This is a genomic window from Acinetobacter sp. WC-141 (genome assembly GCF_000313935.1).
In the GTDB taxonomy this organism is placed as follows: domain Bacteria; phylum Pseudomonadota; class Gammaproteobacteria; order Pseudomonadales; family Moraxellaceae; genus Acinetobacter.
Window position 1 is genome coordinate 64056 of the sequence record NZ_AMSS01000044.1, and the last position, 16531, is coordinate 80586.

Sequence of the window (16531 nt, forward strand, 5' to 3'; positions counted from 1 at the left end):
ATCAATGCATTTTTTCATTCAAATACATCAATTGTTATAAAAATACGAATAGTGTTATCGAATTTAATATATTTATTCGTGATTGACAAACTTTTATGCTCCGTCCATCCCATAAACCCTGTTTCTCCCATACGGACCATAATTAAAAGTCTGAAAAACAGGTATCCAAATAAGTAGGAGCACCTCATGTCATTTTCTCGCAAACAGTTCGCGCTGTCTGCCATCTTTGTCGCCATTTTGGCAACGGGTGGCAGTTTTATGTTTTTACATGAAAATGCCGATGCAAAAGCTGCACCGACGACAGCCCAACAAGCTGCTACTGTTGATATTTCCAATGTCATCAGCAAAACCATTACCGATTGGCAAGAATATTCCGGTCGCCTAGAAGCGATCGACCAAGTCGATATTCGCCCTCAAGTCTCGGGCAAACTCATTGCTGTACACTTCAAAGATGGAAGCCTCGTTAGAAAAGGTGATTTGCTTTTTACAATTGACCCGCGTCCTTTCGAAGCAGAACTCAATCGTGCCCAAGCTCAACTCGCTTCGGCTGAAGCACAAGTCACTTATACGGGTTCTAATCTTTCCCGTATTCAACGCCTCATTCAAAGTAACGCTGTATCACGCCAAGAGCTAGATCTGGCAGAAAATGATGCGCGCTCAGCCAATGCCAACCTGCAAGCCGCTAGAGCAGCCGTTCAGTCTGCACGTTTAAATCTTGAGTACACCCGTATTACTGCACCAGTCAGTGGTCGAATTTCTCGTGCCGAAGTAACCGTAGGCAACGTAGTTTCTGCAGGAAATGGAGCACAGGTTTTAACAAGTTTAGTGTCTGTCTCTCGCCTTTACGCATCTTTCGATGTGGATGAACAAACTTACCTCAAATACATCAGTAACCAGCGTAACTCTGCACAAGTTCCTGTCTATATGGGACTTGCCAATGAAACAGGTTTTTCTCGTGAAGGAACGATCAACTCAATCGACAATAACCTAGATACGACCTCTGGTACGATTCGTGTCCGCGCGACTTTCGATAATCCAAACGGAGTTTTATTACCAGGCTTATATGCACGAATCCGTTTAGGTGGTGGTCAACCACGTTCAGCGATCCTGATTAGCCCAACCGCAGTCGGCGTCGATCAAGATAAACGTTTTGTTATTGTAGTCGATGCTAAAAATCAGACCGCTTACCGTGAAGTAAAACTTGGCACCCAACAAGATGGCTTGCAAATCGTGAATAGTGGCTTACAAGCAGGTGATCGTATTGTGGTAAATGGTTTACAGCGAATTCGTCCGGGTGATCCTGTTACCCCCCACCTCGTTCCGATGCCAAATGCACAAATCACTGCGAGCAGCACTACTCCTCAACCTCAGCCAACAGATAAAACATCAACTCCGGCAAAAGGTTAATCACATATGAATATTTCTAAATTTTTTATTGATCGGCCGATCTTTGCTGGTGTGTTATCAGTATTGATTCTACTTGCCGGTTTACTTTCGGTATTTAAATTACCGATTTCTGAATATCCGGAAGTTGTTCCGCCATCTGTGGTGGTACGTGCTCAATATCCGGGTGCTAACCCGAAAGTAATGGCTGAAACTGTTGCTTCTCCGCTTGAAGAGTCGATCAACGGTGTAGAAGACATGCTGTATATGCAATCTCAAGCAAACAGCGACGGTAACTTAACCATTACAGTGAACTTTAAGCTCGGTATTGACCCAGATAAAGCTCAGCAATTGGTTCAAAACCGTGTGTCGCAAGCATTGCCTCGTTTACCTGAAGACGTTCAGCGTTTGGGTGTTACTACCTTAAAAAGCTCACCGACTTTAACCATGGTTGTGCATCTGACTTCACCAGATAATCGCTATGACATGACCTACTTGCGTAATTACGCAGTGCTTAACGTAAAAGATCGTTTGGCGCGCTTACAAGGTGTAGGTGAAGTCGGTTTATTTGGTTCTGGTGACTACGCGATGCGTGTGTGGCTTGACCCACAAAAAGTTGCACAACGTAATCTCACAGCAACTGAAATTGTGAGTGCAATCCGCGAACAAAACATTCAGGTTGCAGCAGGTACAATCGGTGCATCACCCACTAATTCTCCTGTACAACTTTCAGTGAATGCTCAAGGTCGTTTAACGACTGAGCAAGAGTTTGCAGATATTATTTTAAAAACTGCTCCTGATGGCGCGGTCACCCGATTGGGTGATGTTGCACGTGTTGAACTTGCAGCCTCGCAATATGGCTTGCGTTCATTACTCGATAATAAACAAGCGGTCGCAATTCCGATTTTCCAAGCGCCGGGCGCTAATGCTTTGCAAGTTTCTGATCAAGTGCGTAGCACGATGAAAGAACTTTCAAAAGATTTTCCATCTTCAATTAAATACGACATTGTGTATGACCCAACTCAATTCGTACGTGCCAGTATTAAAGCGGTTGTTCATACTTTACTTGAAGCGATTGCACTGGTAGTTGTTGTTGTTATTTTATTCTTACAAACATGGCGTGCCTCAATCATTCCATTGCTTGCAGTACCAGTTTCAATTATTGGTACATTCGCGCTCATGCTTGCTTTTGGTTACTCAATTAATGCACTTTCACTGTTCGGGATGGTACTTGCCATCGGGATTGTGGTCGATGACGCCATTGTGGTCGTCGAAAATGTCGAGCGGAATATTGAAGCAGGCTTGAGTCCAAGAGATGCAACTTATCGGGCCATGCGAGAAGTGAGCGGACCGATTGTTGCCATTGCTTTAACACTGGTTGCCGTGTTCGTTCCTCTTGCTTTTATGACGGGCTTAACTGGTCAGTTCTATAAACAATTTGCTATGACCATTGCCATTTCAACAGTCATTTCAGCATTTAACTCGCTTACTCTGTCTCCTGCTTTAGCAGCCATGTTACTAAAAGGACATGATGCAAAACCAGATGCACTAACACGCATTATGAACCGTGTATTTGGACGTTTCTTTGCGCTGTTTAACCGCGTATTTACACGTACCTCAGATCGTTACGGTAAAGGTGTGAGTCGTGTCATCTCACACAAAGCATCCGCAATGGGCGTCTATGCAGCACTTTTAGGTTTAACCGTTGGTATTTCCTATATTGTTCCGGGTGGTTTCGTTCCTGCTCAAGACAAACAATATTTGATTAGCTTTGCTCAACTGCCAAATGGTGCGTCATTAGATCGTACCGAAGCAGTCATCCGTAAAATGAGTGACACCGCACTTAAACAACCTGGTGTAGAAAGTGCTGTTGCCTTCCCCGGCCTCTCAATTAACGGTTTTACCAACAGCTCAAGCGCTGGTATTGTCTTTGTGACCTTAAAGCCATTTGATGAACGTAAGGCTAAAGACTTATCTGCAAATGCAATTGCTGGTGCTCTCAACCAGAAATATTCAGCCATTCAAGATGCCTATATTGCGGTTTTCCCACCACCACCAGTGATGGGTTTAGGGACCATGGGCGGCTTTAAACTCCAACTCGAAGACCGAGGTGCCTTAGGCTATTCAGCCTTAAATGATGCTGCACAAAACTTTATGAAAGCAGCTCAGTCAGCGCCTGAACTTGGTCCAATGTTCTCAAGTTATCAAATTAACGTACCTCAACTAAACGTAGATCTGGACCGTGTAAAAGCCAAACAGCAAGGTGTTGCTGTGACAGATGTCTTTAATACCATGCAGATTTATTTAGGCTCTCAGTACGTTAATGACTTTAACCGTTTTGGACGTGTTTATCAGGTCCGTGCACAAGCCGATGCGCCTTTCCGTGCTAACCCTGAAGATATTTTGCAGCTTAAAACCCGAAACAGTGCCGGACAAATGGTGCCATTGTCATCACTGGTCAATGTGACACAAACTTACGGTCCAGAAATGGTGGTTCGTTATAACGGCTATACCTCAGCGGATATTAACGGCGGCCCTGCACCGGGTTATTCATCTAGCCAAGCAGAAGCTGCGGTTGAACGTATTGCTGCTCAAACTCTACCACGTGGTATTAAGTTCGAATGGACAGATTTAACGTATCAAAAAATCTTGGCAGGTAATGCAGGACTTTGGGTATTCCCAATTAGTGTATTACTGGTGTTCTTAGTTTTAGCTGCTCAATATGAAAGTCTAACTTTGCCTTTAGCTGTAATTTTAATTGTACCGATGGGAATCTTGGCAGCTCTGACAGGTGTCTGGCTAACAGGTGGAGATAACAACATCTTTACCCAAATTGGTCTGATGGTGCTGGTCGGGCTGGCCTGTAAAAATGCCATATTAATTGTCGAATTTGCACGGGAGCTTGAAATGCAAGGTGCAACTGCCTTTAAAGCAGCTGTTGAAGCAAGTCGTCTACGTTTACGTCCAATTTTAATGACTTCTATTGCATTTATTATGGGTGTAGTCCCACTTGTTACCTCAACTGGTGCAGGTTCTGAAATGCGTCATGCCATGGGTATTGCTGTGTTCTTCGGCATGATCGGTGTAACGCTGTTTGGTTTGTTCCTGACCCCTGCCTTTTATGTGCTGATTCGTACACTGAACAGCAAACATAAATTGCACTCAGCAGCAGTTCATGAAGCACCTTTATCTACCCCACATGATCATTAAGGAGGATATTTGATGGCTACAACAAAACAAAGCTTATTATTGTCCTCACTCATGGGAAGCCTGCTCCTTGCAGGCTGCTCTTTGGCTCCAGAATATCAACCTGCAAAGGTGATAGTTCCAGTTAAATTTAAAGAGTCTGATCCTAAATTTGAAGACAATAATTGGAAAATTGCCCAACCTGCCGATCAGCAGATTCGAGGTGAGTGGTGGCGTGTTTTTAATGATGCTCAGTTGAATGAGCTTGAACAACAAGCCATTTCTGGAAACCAGAGTCTTAAAGCGGCAGCGGCTAATATTCAAGCTTCACGTGCGTTACGTTCAGCAGCACAAGCTGAACGTTTGCCAAGTATTGGTGCTGGCTTTGGACCAACTCGTCAAAAACCTTCTCCCGCTTCATTAGGTTTAGACGAAAATGCCCATACATCTGCACAAACCTTATGGCGTGCTCAAGCGAATGTATCGTATGAGCTCGATTTATTTGGCCGTATTGCCAGTAGTGTCAATGCAGCAACAGCTGATGTACAGCAACAAGAAGCTTTATATCAGTCAGCACTTTTAGCATTACAAGCAGATGTTGCTCAAGGTTATTTTCTGATTCGTCAGTTAGATGCTGAACAAGCAATTTATAATCGCACAATTAAATTGCTTGGCGAGACACGAGACTTAGTTCAAACACGTTTTAGAAATGGTTTAGTCAGTGAATTAGATGTTTCTCGCGCACAGACTGAACTGGCTGCAGCACAAACCAATGCACTGAACATCGCTCGTAACCGAGCGAATGCAGAGCATGCACTTGCAGTATTGTTAGGCAAAACACCTGCTGATTTTAGCTTGGCAACTCAACCATTAACTGCAAATAGTCTTCGTCTTCCAGCAGGTTTACCTTCAGCTTTACTAGAAAGACGACCGGACATTGCTGCGGCTGAACGTGCTATGGCAGCAGATAATGCGCGTATTGGAATTGCGCGTGCTGCGTTCTTCCCAAAACTGGACCTAACAGGTGCGCTCGGTTATGAATCATCAACTTTAGGTGAGTTGGGTAAATGGTCCAGCCGTACATTCTTACTTGGTCCAGTTGCAGGCACTATTTTATCTTTGCCATTATTTGACGGCGGACAACGGAAGGCTGGCGTTGCTCAAGCACGAGCTGCCTATGAAGAAAGTGTCGCAAACTATCGCCAAACCGTATTAAATGCATTTCGCGAAGTTGAAAATGGCTTGTCCGATCAACGTATTCTCGATCAGCAAATTCAGGCTCAAAACCAAGCACTCTCCTCTTCTCGTCATGCAAATCAGCTTTCTCATCTACGTTATCGAGAAGGTGCAATTAGTTATCTTGATGTGATTGACTCTGACCGCACTATTTTGCAACAAGAGCAACTCTCTGCACAGCTTAACGGCAGTAGAATGATGGCTAGTGTAGATTTAATCCGCGCATTAGGTGGTGGCTGGCATGATGCCGAACCATTGATAAAATCTAAAAGTTAATTCTTACCTAATTAACTTGATATAAAAAAAGCGCCATATGGCGCTTTTTTTATATCTACAACTTATTGTGCGTATACAGGGAATTTTGCACAAACAGTTTCAACTTTCGCTTTTACGTCAGCAATAACTTTTTCGTCACCTTTGCTGTCAATCACGTCAGCGATCCAACCAGCAAGTTCACGAACTTCAGCTTCACCAAAACCACGAGTTGTTACCGCTGGAGTACCGATACGGATACCAGAAGTCACAAATGGAGAACGTGGGTCATTTGGAACTGAGTTTTTGTTCACAGTAATGTGAGCAGCACCTAACCAAGCATCTGCTTCTTTACCAGTTACATCTTGTTTGATTAAAGATAACAAGAATAAGTGGTTGTCAGTACCGCCAGAAACAACGTCATAGCCACGAGCGATTAATACTTCAGCCATAGCTTGAGCATTTTTCACAACTTGTTGTTGGTAAGCTTTAAAGTCATCAGACATTGCTTCTTTGAAGCAGATTGCTTTAGCAGCAATCGCATGCATTAATGGACCACCTTGGTTACCAGGGAATACAGCTGATTGAAGTTTTTTCTCGATTTCTTCATTCGCTTTCGCAAGGATTAAACCAGAACGTGGACCACGAAGTGTTTTGTGAGTCGTAGTTGTGGTTACGTCAGCAATTTGAACTGGGTTTGGATATACACCAGCAGCAACAAGACCTGCAACGTGAGCCATATCAACAAAAAGGTACGCGCCAACTTTGTCCGCGATGTCACGGAAACGTTGCCAATCTACAACACGGCTGTAAGCAGAAAAACCAGCAACGATCATACGTGGCTTATGCTCTAATGCTAAACGTTCAACTTCTTCGTAATCGATCTCACCAGTTTCAGAGTTTAGACCGTATTGAACTGCATTATAAGTTTTACCAGAGAAGCTTACTTTAGCACCGTGAGTCAAGTGACCACCGTGAGCCAAGCTCATACCTAAAACAGTATCGCCTGGGTTAAGAAGTGCTAGATAAACAGCAGAGTTAGCTTGTGAGCCAGCGTGTGGTTGAACGTTTGCGTAATCTGCACCAAAAAGTTCTTTAGCACGATCAATCGCCATTTGCTCAATGATATCCACATATTCGCAACCGCCATAATAGCGTTTACCTGGATAACCTTCTGCATATTTATTCGTAAGTTTTGATCCTTGCGCTTCCATCACAGCAGGAGAGCAATAGTTTTCAGATGCAATTAACTCGATATGTGCTTCTTGACGCTCACCTTCAGAAGCAATTGCTTGAGCTAATTCTGGATCAAATTCAGAAATGGAAATATTGGCAAACATTAGCGGGGGTCCTATAAATTAGGGCTTTTAAGCCGTGCTAAGATTGCGACATATTGTAGCATGAACTTTATAATTAAACAGAATGAAGTTAGCTCAGTTTTAAATAAAAATGGCTCAAGTTTTATAAAAAATGAGCCATTATTTATAAATCAGTTAAAAAGCTGGTTTAAAGCTTACATTTGAATTTTTTTCATTGTTAACTTCACCTTATGAAAATATTAAAAAGACTTTAAATATCAATAACTCTATTGTGCTGTTAGCAAAGTCTGAACATTTCCAACAATGTTATCAACATTACTACTCATCGCCGTATTATGGTCCCAGTTACCGGTCACATAACTATTAATTTTTGTGCCTACTACAGTGGCATTAGATATCAAGATATCCGTTGCTACTTTAGGTACTGTCGTATCTGCTAGCCCCTGATAAATGATGATTGGTGTAGATACCTTTGCCTGTAGCGGCTGCGAATCTTTATCTAAGAATGCCTTAACAATTGGCACACCCATAAAATTAGTTTGTGTACGTGTATAACCATCTAGTGTGCCGCCATGTGTTTCTGCGTAGGTTTGCATATTAACTGCAAAAGTTTGCGCTAATGGCCCTGCACAAATCGTTTCTGCCTGCTGTGCTGTACTTTCTGTTTGTGAAGTAAATACCTGCGAATAATTAAAGCTTGGCTGTGTATTTCGAATGCCTGCTGTAACTAACGCAGTATATGTATCAAGCTGGGCATACATTGGGATCTTTTTATCTAAGGTCGCAGTAGCAACGGACTGCTCTCCCGCTACTAAAATAAATCCTAAATTAGAAGCAGGTGCTACGGCTACAGTACCTTTATAGTCTAACTGTGCACGACTCGCATATTGTGCAGCACCCAATGCAGCATGTCCCCCTTGTGAATGTCCGACTGTCAGCCATTTTTTTGAAGTTAATAAATTACGCTGTGATAAATAGTTACGTGTTGCAACCACCGCATCTGTAATTGAAAAAGCCTCACTTTTAACATTTAAAAAAGGATGTATGCCTGGTGTGCCTAAACCTTCATAGTCAGGCGCAACGACCACATAACCCGCTGCAAGTAATTTACTAATTAAATCTTTTGTACTGTCTGCTAAAGCGGCCTTACTTGGTGCACAAGCATCAGCGACACCAGTAGTACCATGCGCCCAGACTACAATTGGCCAACCGCCTGCTGGTGGTGGAGTAGTTGGTGTAAATACTAGACTGGTTGCCTGCACTTCTTGGCCACTTTGGCCTAACATTTTATAAGTCAAAATACTACTTTCTGCAGCAACTGATCCTAAGTTAGTACTTGTGTAAGCATCTACTTTAACTACTGGGTTTTGAATATTATTGGTTGGAGTTCCAGATGGATTAGTATTTGCTGGGCTGTCATCGCTACTTCCTCCTCCACAAGCGACTAAAAATAAACTCGTGCTGAGAACGCTCGTCATTAATAGTTTCTTTTTCATTGATATATCCCTTAAATTCCATTTTTGTTGTGCTTTAGTTTTTAATCAACATTTTCTAATGCCTTAAAAACAATTACGCCTAATCTTTATTTTTCGCAAGTTCTATTGGATGAAATTAATCTCTGAAAACTTTATTTTTAATATAAATTAACGTTCTCACTACTTTCTGGCCTCACTTCATGTTTTAAAGTGAATAGCCAACTGTTAACATTCTTGATTACTCGTGATTGTTTAAAGAGCCATATATGCAAGCCATTATTTTAGATACAGAAACTCATACATTAAATGGTTTGCCTATTGAAATTGCGTATGCCCCGATTGAACTTAATGAAGGCAAACTCACCTTAGATAAAAGCAAATTGTTTGATCAGCTCTATCAAGTGGGAGCTCCTATTTCTTATGCCGCTATGGCAGTTCATCATATATTAGAGTCAGATTTAGAAAACCAGCCCCACTATAAAACCTTTAAATTGCCAGAAACTACAACTTATATTATTGGACACAATATTGATTATGATATTGCTGCGATTGCTCGTTGCGGTGTAGATGTATCAAATATTAAACCAATTTGTACACTAGCTTTAGCGCGCAAAACTTGGCCTGATGCAGAAGCTCATAACATTTCAGCACTCATCTATATGATTTCTCAAGGCAGCAGTAAAGCCCGGGAAATGCTTAAAGGTGCTCACCGTGCTGATGCGGATATTATTTTGACTGCTAATATTTTGATGCATATTGTCTATCATTTAAATATTCAAGATATTGAAGAGCTTTACCGAGTTTCTGAAGAAGCACGTATCCCCACTACTGTTAACTTTGGTAAGCATAAAGGCACAGCAATTACTGAACTTCCTAAAGACTATATTCAATGGCTATTACGCCAAGATGAGCTCGATGTTTATCTTCGCAAAGCATTAGAAAATGCTTTTTAATAATTTAACCAAATGATATTTATAGATTATTCATCATATTGTCATTTTTAGGTTTTATTGTTAACCCCATTTATATTTTATTAAAAACAGTACTGTTCAACTCAGAAGATTGAACAGTCAGATTTATTTTTTATTTGGGGAAAAACGATGGCTGGTTTTTATAGAACCAATTTGGGAAGAGTTGCGCTTCAACAACGCAATATAGTTTTAAATGCAAAACAAAGACGTTTATTACTGTTAATAGACCATGAAGATTTTCAAAACTTAAATAGTGAATTTAAAAAACGTATTGCATCTCCAGAACTCATTCAACAACTTATAGACTTAAAACTTATTGCCCCAATTGCCTCTACCGAAGCATCTACTGGTGAAGAAATTATTTTAAACACATCACCAATAAATAAAATGGAAGGAAATCAAAAAGAATCTGTTGTTAACTCTATAGAGCAAACTCCTTATCTTGAGGGAGAAATTCAGCTTTCTCAACCAGCAATACCACCCCAGACTCTTTCTTTCGAAGAAATACAACTGTTAATGATGAAAACACTTAGTGGCTATTGTGGGCTAATGACTAAACCACTTGTTCAAAAAATAGAGAAATCCACAACAATACAAGAGCTTAAATTATGTCAGATGCAATGGATTACCAATTTGCAAGAATCACGGATTCCCCCTCAGGAGCTTGCAAGCGCTTTACGAACAATTACCTATTCAATTCAGCTTCTTTAACAAAGTATATAAAATATTGAACAACTTGCTGTTTAATTAAGCATTAAATCCACTTGGCATGTATTTCGTGCTTTACCTGCAAGTGTTTTTTTCCTATGATGTGCCCCACGCATGCGCTCGTAGCTCAGTTGGATAGAGTACAGGTTTCCGAAACCTGGGGTCGTGGGTTCGATCCCCGCCGGGCGCACCAGCTTTTATATAATAATTTCTCAATTTATCTTAATTTTAAAAAATTCCGACTATTTTACTTGGTTTATTAATCATTATCGCTCAAAATATACCCCTCTTTCATAATGTGAGAATTTCATGACTGATGCTTTGGTTTTAAGAGATTTGTCCAAAACATATCGTAATGGTTTTCAGGCGTTAAAAGGTATTAACCTCACTGTGCCTGAAGGTGAATTTTATGCGTTGTTAGGCCCAAATGGTGCCGGCAAATCAACAACCATTGGTATTATCAGCTCCCTCACGAAAAAAACCGCTGGAACAGTTGAGATTTTTGGGCACAATCTCGATACCCATCCATCTCTGGCAAAACAGCAGCTTGGCGTCGTTCCCCAAGAATTTAACTTCGGACAGTTTGAAAAAACATTCGATATTTTAGTCACTCAAGCTGGCTATTACGGTATCCACAAAAAGATTGCAGAAAAACGTGCCGAACATTATTTAGAAAAACTCGGTCTGTGGGAAAAACGCAATATACAAGCACGTATGCTCTCTGGCGGTATGAAACGCCGTCTGATGATTGCCCGTGCCATGATGCATGAGCCTAAACTTCTCATTTTAGATGAACCCACTGCTGGTGTAGATATTGAATTACGCCGTTCTATGTGGGATTTTCTGACCGCAATGAACGAAAGTGGTACTTCTATTATTTTAACGACTCACTATTTAGAAGAAGCAGAAATGTTGTGTCGTCGCATTGCGATTATTGACCGCGGTGTAATTAAAGAAGATACCAGCATGAAGAGCTTCCTTAATCAGATGAATGAAGAATCATTTATCTTCGATTTAGCCGAACCGATTGGGCCGCTTCAGTTAAACATTATTGGTGTAAAGTTTAACTTAATTGATAGCAATACTTTAGAAGTAACAATGGATAGAGCGCATACATTAAATGACCTATTCCAGCTATTAGAATCTCAAGGTATTCGTGTTCGTAGTATGCGTAATAAATCAAACCGTTTAGAAGAATTGTTTGTCAAAATGGTCGAGAAAAATCTTGAAGGAGAGGCAAAATGAATTTTAGCCAACTACAAATTGCTCTCTGGACCATAGTTCGTAAAGAAGTACGCCGTTTTCTACGCATTTGGCCCCAAACCTTATTACCACCCGCAATTACAATGAGTTTGTACTTTGTCATTTTTGGTAATCTGGTGGGTTCACGCATTGGACAAATGGGTGGCGTGAGCTATATGCAATTTATTGTACCCGGCTTAATTATGATGGCTGTCATTACAAACAGTTATGCCAACGTCTCTTCCAGTTTCTTCAGTGTAAAATTCCAAAAAAGCATTGAAGAACTCATCATGAGCCCTGTGCCACTACATATTATTTTGTGGGGCTATGTGATTGGTGGTATTTGCCGTGGTGTATTAGTTGGTACAATTGTGACTGCAATGAGCATGTTCTTTACCGACCTTTTTATACACAACTGGTTCGTAACTATATATACAGTCTTAGTTACCTCGGTTCTTTTCTCATTAGGTGGTTTTATTAATGCAGTCTATGCAAAATCATTTGATGATATTTCTATTATTCCCACCTTTGTTCTTACACCTCTAACTTATTTAGGTGGTGTGTTTTATGCCATTAGTGCACTTGGTCCTTTTTGGCAAAAACTTTCTTTAATTAACCCTATTGTGTATATGGTCAATGCTTTCCGTTTCGGCATTTTGGGTCATAGTGATGTGAACGTTACGTTCTCTTTAATCATTGTGACATTATGCTGTGCTGTACTTTACGGAATTGCTTACTATTTACTTGCTCGTGGTTCAGGAATGCGTGAATGAGTGTCGAACAGTCTTTATTGGGTAAAGAAACCCAATATCCAACTAACTATCAACCTGATGTTTTATTTCCAATTGCCCGTGCTCAGTCTCGTGAAGCTTACTCGCACATTGAAGGTATTACGCAAGGTAAAGATTGGTGGCATGTTTTTGAAATCTCATGGTTAAACGCTCATGCTATCCCGCAAGTTGCAATTGGCAGAATTACATTGCCTGCTTCTTCACCAAATTTAATTGAGTCAAAGTCATTAAAACTTTACTTCAATAGTCTTAATTTCACTCAATTTGATTCGAAAGAGTCGTTCATTGAAACGGTTGAAAAAGACCTCTCTACGGCGGCTGGTGCAAAAGTTGAATTAACCCTATTTCAGGTTGATGATTTAGATATTTCTAAACCTCAAGGCATTTGTATTGATGATCTAAACCCAGAGCGTTTAGAGCAACATCCAGATGCGACTCTTTTAAAAAGAGATGAGTCTGATGAAGAAGTTAAAATTGAACTGTATTCTCATCTTTTGAGAAGTAACTGCCCAGTCACAGGACAACCAGATTGGGGTACAGTTTTTATTCGTTTTAAAGGCAAAAAACCTTGTTATCGTAGTATTTTAGCTTATATTATCTCGTACCGTCAGCATAACGGCTTTCACGAACAATGTGTCGAACAGATCTTTGCCGATATTTGGCAAAATCTAGAGCCTGAAAAGCTGATGGTTTATGCAACTTATACTCGTCGCGGCGGACTTGATATTAACCCTTGCCGAGTATCGGATCTTTCATGGATGCCAAAACCGATTCGATTGGCACGACAATAAAACGAATAATTTGAGGATATACCATGCCGTTTTTTGGTTTTACCCCTTCTGAAGGCTTATTGAACGATATACAAACTGGAATTGAGAATAAAAATTCTAGTGAACCTTTATATCCACTTCGCGATAAGATTGCTTTACAACTCAATGAAGAAATTATTGATAATGTCTTAATTCAGTTAGTTCAGCATTTTCCTGCGAGTGAAAAACGCGATACTGCCGAAAAACTTGCTGGTTATGTCAAATCTACAGTTGCCGTACTTTTAAAGCAATTGTTAAGCAAAGCACCAAATGATGTAGTTAAACAGTCAGTAGAGTTTTCTGAAAAAAGCTTATTTAAAGACCCACAAGGCCAATATAAAGTAGGCGTAAATTTAGATGCAGGTTTAGTAACTAACCTTAAGCATAACTTTACTGAGCTTGAAGCAGGCAATGACATTAATAAAGCTGCGTTAGCGGAATTATATAAACAATTCGGCGATGCCATGATCAAACACTTCATGTCTGATTTTAATAAAACATTAGACCTCGGCATGATTAAGCGTAAAGCAGCCGATATTGGTGCAGCAGCCGTAACAAAAGCTGTTCACATTGCAATCGACAAACTGATTCCAAGCTTAAATCGTACTGAACTTAAAGCGATGGCTGAATACCATGATGGTTTATTCTTTAACTAATAAAAAAATAGACTATCGGAAACCTAGCGAAAGCTAGGTTTTTTTATTGCAAAATATTGATATACATTGCCATTAACCACGTTTATGTTAGCATGCGCCAAGCACTGATTGACCTTAGTTAACGCCGCATGTCTCCTAGTCCACAATATAAATTTTTACGCCAAGCTCCTCGAGATGGTCTTAGCACCGCTATGCAACCGTCAAAGTGGCAACAACTCCATGTTGACCCTTGGTTATGCCTATTTCTGCTCTTAAATGCGTTGTTAGGGCTAACCGTACTCTATAGTGCTTCTGCACAGGATGTAGGGTTAGTAAGTAAACAAGCCATGAGTTTTGGTATTGGCTTCATCGTGATGATTGGTTTAGCCCAAATTCCGCCTAAGGTCTATCAAGCTTTTTCACCATATTTTTATTTGTTTGGCTTATTTTCACTTGTGGCAGTCATGGTGTTTGGCGAAGTCCGAATGGGTGCTCAGCGCTGGATTGATATTCCCGGTTTCGGAAGTGTTCAACCCAGTGAGTTCATGAAAATCGGCATGCCCATGATGGTCGCATGGTTTTTAGCACGTAAGCCTCTTCCCCCTAGCTTTTCACAAGTTATTTTATCACTAATGTTAATTGGTATTCCTTTTTTATTAATTGCGGAACAACCAGATTTAGGAACATCAGTGTTAGTGCTAGCAAGTGGCATATTTGTTTTATTTTTAAGTGGACTGTCATGGCGTATGATCGGTGCTGCAGGAGCTTGCGCTGCGGTCATTATTCCGATTGCTTGGGAATTTCTTTTACACGATTATCAACGTCAAAGGGTTTTAACGTTGCTTGATCCTGAGGCAGATGCACTCGGTACAGGTTGGAATATTATTCAATCTAAAACTGCAATTGGTTCGGGTGGTTTTTCAGGTAAAGGATTTCTTGAAGGCACCCAATCACATTTGCACTTTTTACCCGAAGGTCATACCGACTTTATTATTGCTGCGTACTCCGAAGAGTTTGGGCTCATTGGCGTACTTATTTTAGTTATTCTTTATTTTGCTATTATTTTTAGAACATTCCAAATCGGTTTACAAAGCTTCCATAACTATGGACGATTAGTCGCTGGCGCCTTTGGTTTGTCTTTTTTTGTTTATGTATTTGTAAATGCGGGAATGGTCAGTGGTATTTTACCTGTAGTAGGTGTTCCTTTACCTTTTATGAGTTATGGTGGAACAGCTATTATTACTTTAATGGCCACCTTTGGTTTAGTCATGTCCATTCATACACATCGATAATCTGGAATTTTAAAACGATATGTTGTCTCAACACTTAAATAAAACTTTAAAAATGCTCGCTTTGTGTACTGGTTTAATCAGTACAAGTCATTTCGCCCAGGCCAACGATTTTGCAACACATCCTGATTATTTAAATTTTAAACAAAAAACCATGAGCGCTTATGGGTTAAGTGGCGATCAAGTTGATGCCGCAATGAATGGTGCAAAAAATTTACCAAACATTCTAAATATTATGACTCGTCCAGGTGAAAGCAAACCTTGGTATGACTATCGTTCTATGTTTTTGGTTGAAGGGACAATTCAACGTGGCGTCCGATTTAAAAACCAATATGCAGATGCTTTAAACCGCGCTGAACAACAATATGGTGTATCCCAAGCTGTCATTTTGGGTATTTTGGGTGTCGAGACAGGCTATGGCGCAAATAAAGGTTCTTTTATTACACGTGATGCTTTAGCCACCCTTGCTTTTGGGTACCCTCGCCGTGCTGAATATTTTGGTGATGAGTTAGCTGCTCTTATTGCATGGACTTATAAAGAAGGCTACCCAACAAATAGTATTGTAGGTTCTTATGCAGGTGCAATTGGCTATCCACAGTTTATGCCGAGCAATATTAGTAAATATGGGGTCGATTATGATGGTAATGGACACATCGATTTAAGAAACTCTGCCGAAGATGCAATCGGTTCAATCGCAAACTACTTAGCAAAACAAGGTTGGCAACGCGATCAACCTATCGGATTTATGGCGCGTTACACGGGATCAAATCCAGAAAGTGTTATTGCTAAAGATTTAACTCAGCCTTTTCCATATGGTGCATTAAAAACACTAGGGATTTCACCATTAAATCCTTTAGTTAAAATTGATGATCTGGATATGGTGAATGTTATTCAATTACAAGACTATAACGGTCCAATTTACTATTTAACTTACCCGAATTTTCAAGTGATTACGACCTATAATAAGAGCCGTATGTATGCTACCGCTGTATGGTTATTAGGTACTGAAGTGGCTAGCCGATAGGCTATCTTTTTTATGAGTTATGTAAAAGTCAATAAATATTTTTGTTAAACAGTTCACAATATGCACAAATTTAATTTCTTGTTACACTTTTGATTACTTTTTAACCTATAACTGTAAGTTTTTGCCCTTTTTGTAACGATTTCTCGTTAAAGACTAGACACTCTCCGTAAGCGATGAATATTATCCACCCCAATGTAGCAATTGCAAAAGT

Annotated in this window: 14 protein-coding genes and 1 tRNA gene; 13 read left to right on the forward strand and 2 right to left on the reverse strand. The window is 40.3% G+C overall.

Annotated elements, in window-relative coordinates:
* The first annotated feature begins 186 nt into the window (after positions 1 to 186).
* Genes adeF through ACINWC141_RS07765 form a run of 3 tightly spaced genes read left to right on the forward strand, consistent with a single transcriptional unit; the run spans position 187 to position 6081 of the window.
* A complete protein-coding gene (adeF, locus tag ACINWC141_RS07755) occupies positions 187 to 1407 on the forward strand; it encodes a multidrug efflux RND transporter periplasmic adaptor subunit AdeF (protein ID WP_009389933.1) in 1221 nt (406 codons plus the stop codon).
* Positions 1408 to 1413: 6 nt separating this feature from the next.
* Positions 1414 to 4593 carry a multidrug efflux RND transporter permease subunit AdeG gene (gene adeG / locus ACINWC141_RS07760; protein ID WP_009390010.1) on the forward strand — a complete coding sequence of 1060 codons (3180 nt, stop codon included), beginning with the start codon at positions 1414 to 1416 and terminating at the stop codon, positions 4591 to 4593.
* 12 nt (positions 4594 to 4605) lie between these two features.
* Positions 4606 to 6081, forward strand: a complete 1476-nt coding sequence (locus tag ACINWC141_RS07765; RefSeq protein ID WP_009389798.1) for an efflux transporter outer membrane subunit — start codon at positions 4606 to 4608, stop codon at positions 6079 to 6081.
* 62 nt (positions 6082 to 6143) lie between these two features.
* On the opposite strand, the gene glyA is transcribed toward ACINWC141_RS07765, so the two are convergent.
* On the reverse strand, positions 6144 to 7397 hold the full coding sequence (gene glyA, locus ACINWC141_RS07770) for a serine hydroxymethyltransferase (protein WP_003650657.1): 1254 nt from the start codon (positions 7395 to 7397) through the stop codon (positions 6144 to 6146).
* Between the two features lie 60 nt (positions 7398 to 7457).
* Between glyA and ACINWC141_RS19490 the strand changes: the two genes are divergently transcribed.
* Positions 7458 to 7580, forward strand: coding sequence for a hypothetical protein (locus ACINWC141_RS19490; protein ID WP_081400062.1), 123 nt, complete (start codon positions 7458 to 7460; stop codon positions 7578 to 7580).
* A 62-nt stretch (positions 7581 to 7642) separates the two neighbouring features.
* Here the strand turns inward: ACINWC141_RS19490 and ACINWC141_RS07775 are convergent, their stop codons facing one another.
* Positions 7643 to 8872, reverse strand: a complete 1230-nt coding sequence (locus ACINWC141_RS07775; RefSeq protein WP_009389988.1) for an alpha/beta hydrolase — start codon at positions 8870 to 8872, stop codon at positions 7643 to 7645.
* 245 nt (positions 8873 to 9117) lie between these two features.
* Between ACINWC141_RS07775 and ACINWC141_RS07780 the strand changes: the two genes are divergently transcribed.
* The 9 genes from ACINWC141_RS07780 (at position 9118) to mltB (ending at position 16320) form a co-directional block, all read left to right on the forward strand.
* Entirely contained in the window at positions 9118 to 9804 is a 687-nt protein-coding gene (locus tag ACINWC141_RS07780) for a 3'-5' exonuclease (RefSeq protein ID WP_009389740.1), read from the forward strand.
* Positions 9805 to 9951: 147 nt separating this feature from the next.
* Positions 9952 to 10533: a hypothetical protein gene (locus tag ACINWC141_RS07785; protein ID WP_009389976.1), complete on the forward strand. Its 582-nt coding sequence runs from the start codon at positions 9952 to 9954 to the stop codon at positions 10531 to 10533.
* A 113-nt stretch (positions 10534 to 10646) separates the two neighbouring features.
* Positions 10647 to 10723 (forward strand) — tRNA-Arg (locus ACINWC141_RS07790).
* 116 nt (positions 10724 to 10839) lie between these two features.
* Positions 10840 to 11775, forward strand: coding sequence for an ABC transporter ATP-binding protein (locus ACINWC141_RS07795; protein ID WP_009389779.1), 936 nt, complete (start codon positions 10840 to 10842; stop codon positions 11773 to 11775).
* Positions 11772 to 12545, forward strand: coding sequence for an ABC transporter permease (locus ACINWC141_RS07800; protein ID WP_009389974.1), 774 nt, complete (start codon positions 11772 to 11774; stop codon positions 12543 to 12545). Before ACINWC141_RS07795 ends, ACINWC141_RS07800 begins: the two co-directional genes overlap by 4 nt.
* Positions 12542 to 13354: an NADPH-dependent 7-cyano-7-deazaguanine reductase QueF gene (queF, locus tag ACINWC141_RS07805; protein WP_009389887.1), complete on the forward strand. Its 813-nt coding sequence runs from the start codon at positions 12542 to 12544 to the stop codon at positions 13352 to 13354. Before ACINWC141_RS07800 ends, queF begins: the two co-directional genes overlap by 4 nt.
* A gap of 23 nt (positions 13355 to 13377) precedes the next feature.
* Positions 13378 to 14028 carry a hypothetical protein gene (locus ACINWC141_RS07810; RefSeq protein WP_009389961.1) on the forward strand — a complete coding sequence of 217 codons (651 nt, stop codon included), beginning with the start codon at positions 13378 to 13380 and terminating at the stop codon, positions 14026 to 14028.
* 128 nt (positions 14029 to 14156) lie between these two features.
* Complete coding sequence (rodA, locus tag ACINWC141_RS07815; RefSeq protein WP_034678005.1) at positions 14157 to 15299, forward strand: rod shape-determining protein RodA; 1143 nt, start codon at positions 14157 to 14159, stop codon at positions 15297 to 15299.
* Between the two features lie 19 nt (positions 15300 to 15318).
* Complete coding sequence (gene mltB, locus ACINWC141_RS07820) at positions 15319 to 16320, forward strand: lytic murein transglycosylase B (protein WP_009389972.1); 1002 nt, start codon at positions 15319 to 15321, stop codon at positions 16318 to 16320.
* The last annotated feature ends 211 nt before the right edge of the window (positions 16321 to 16531 follow it).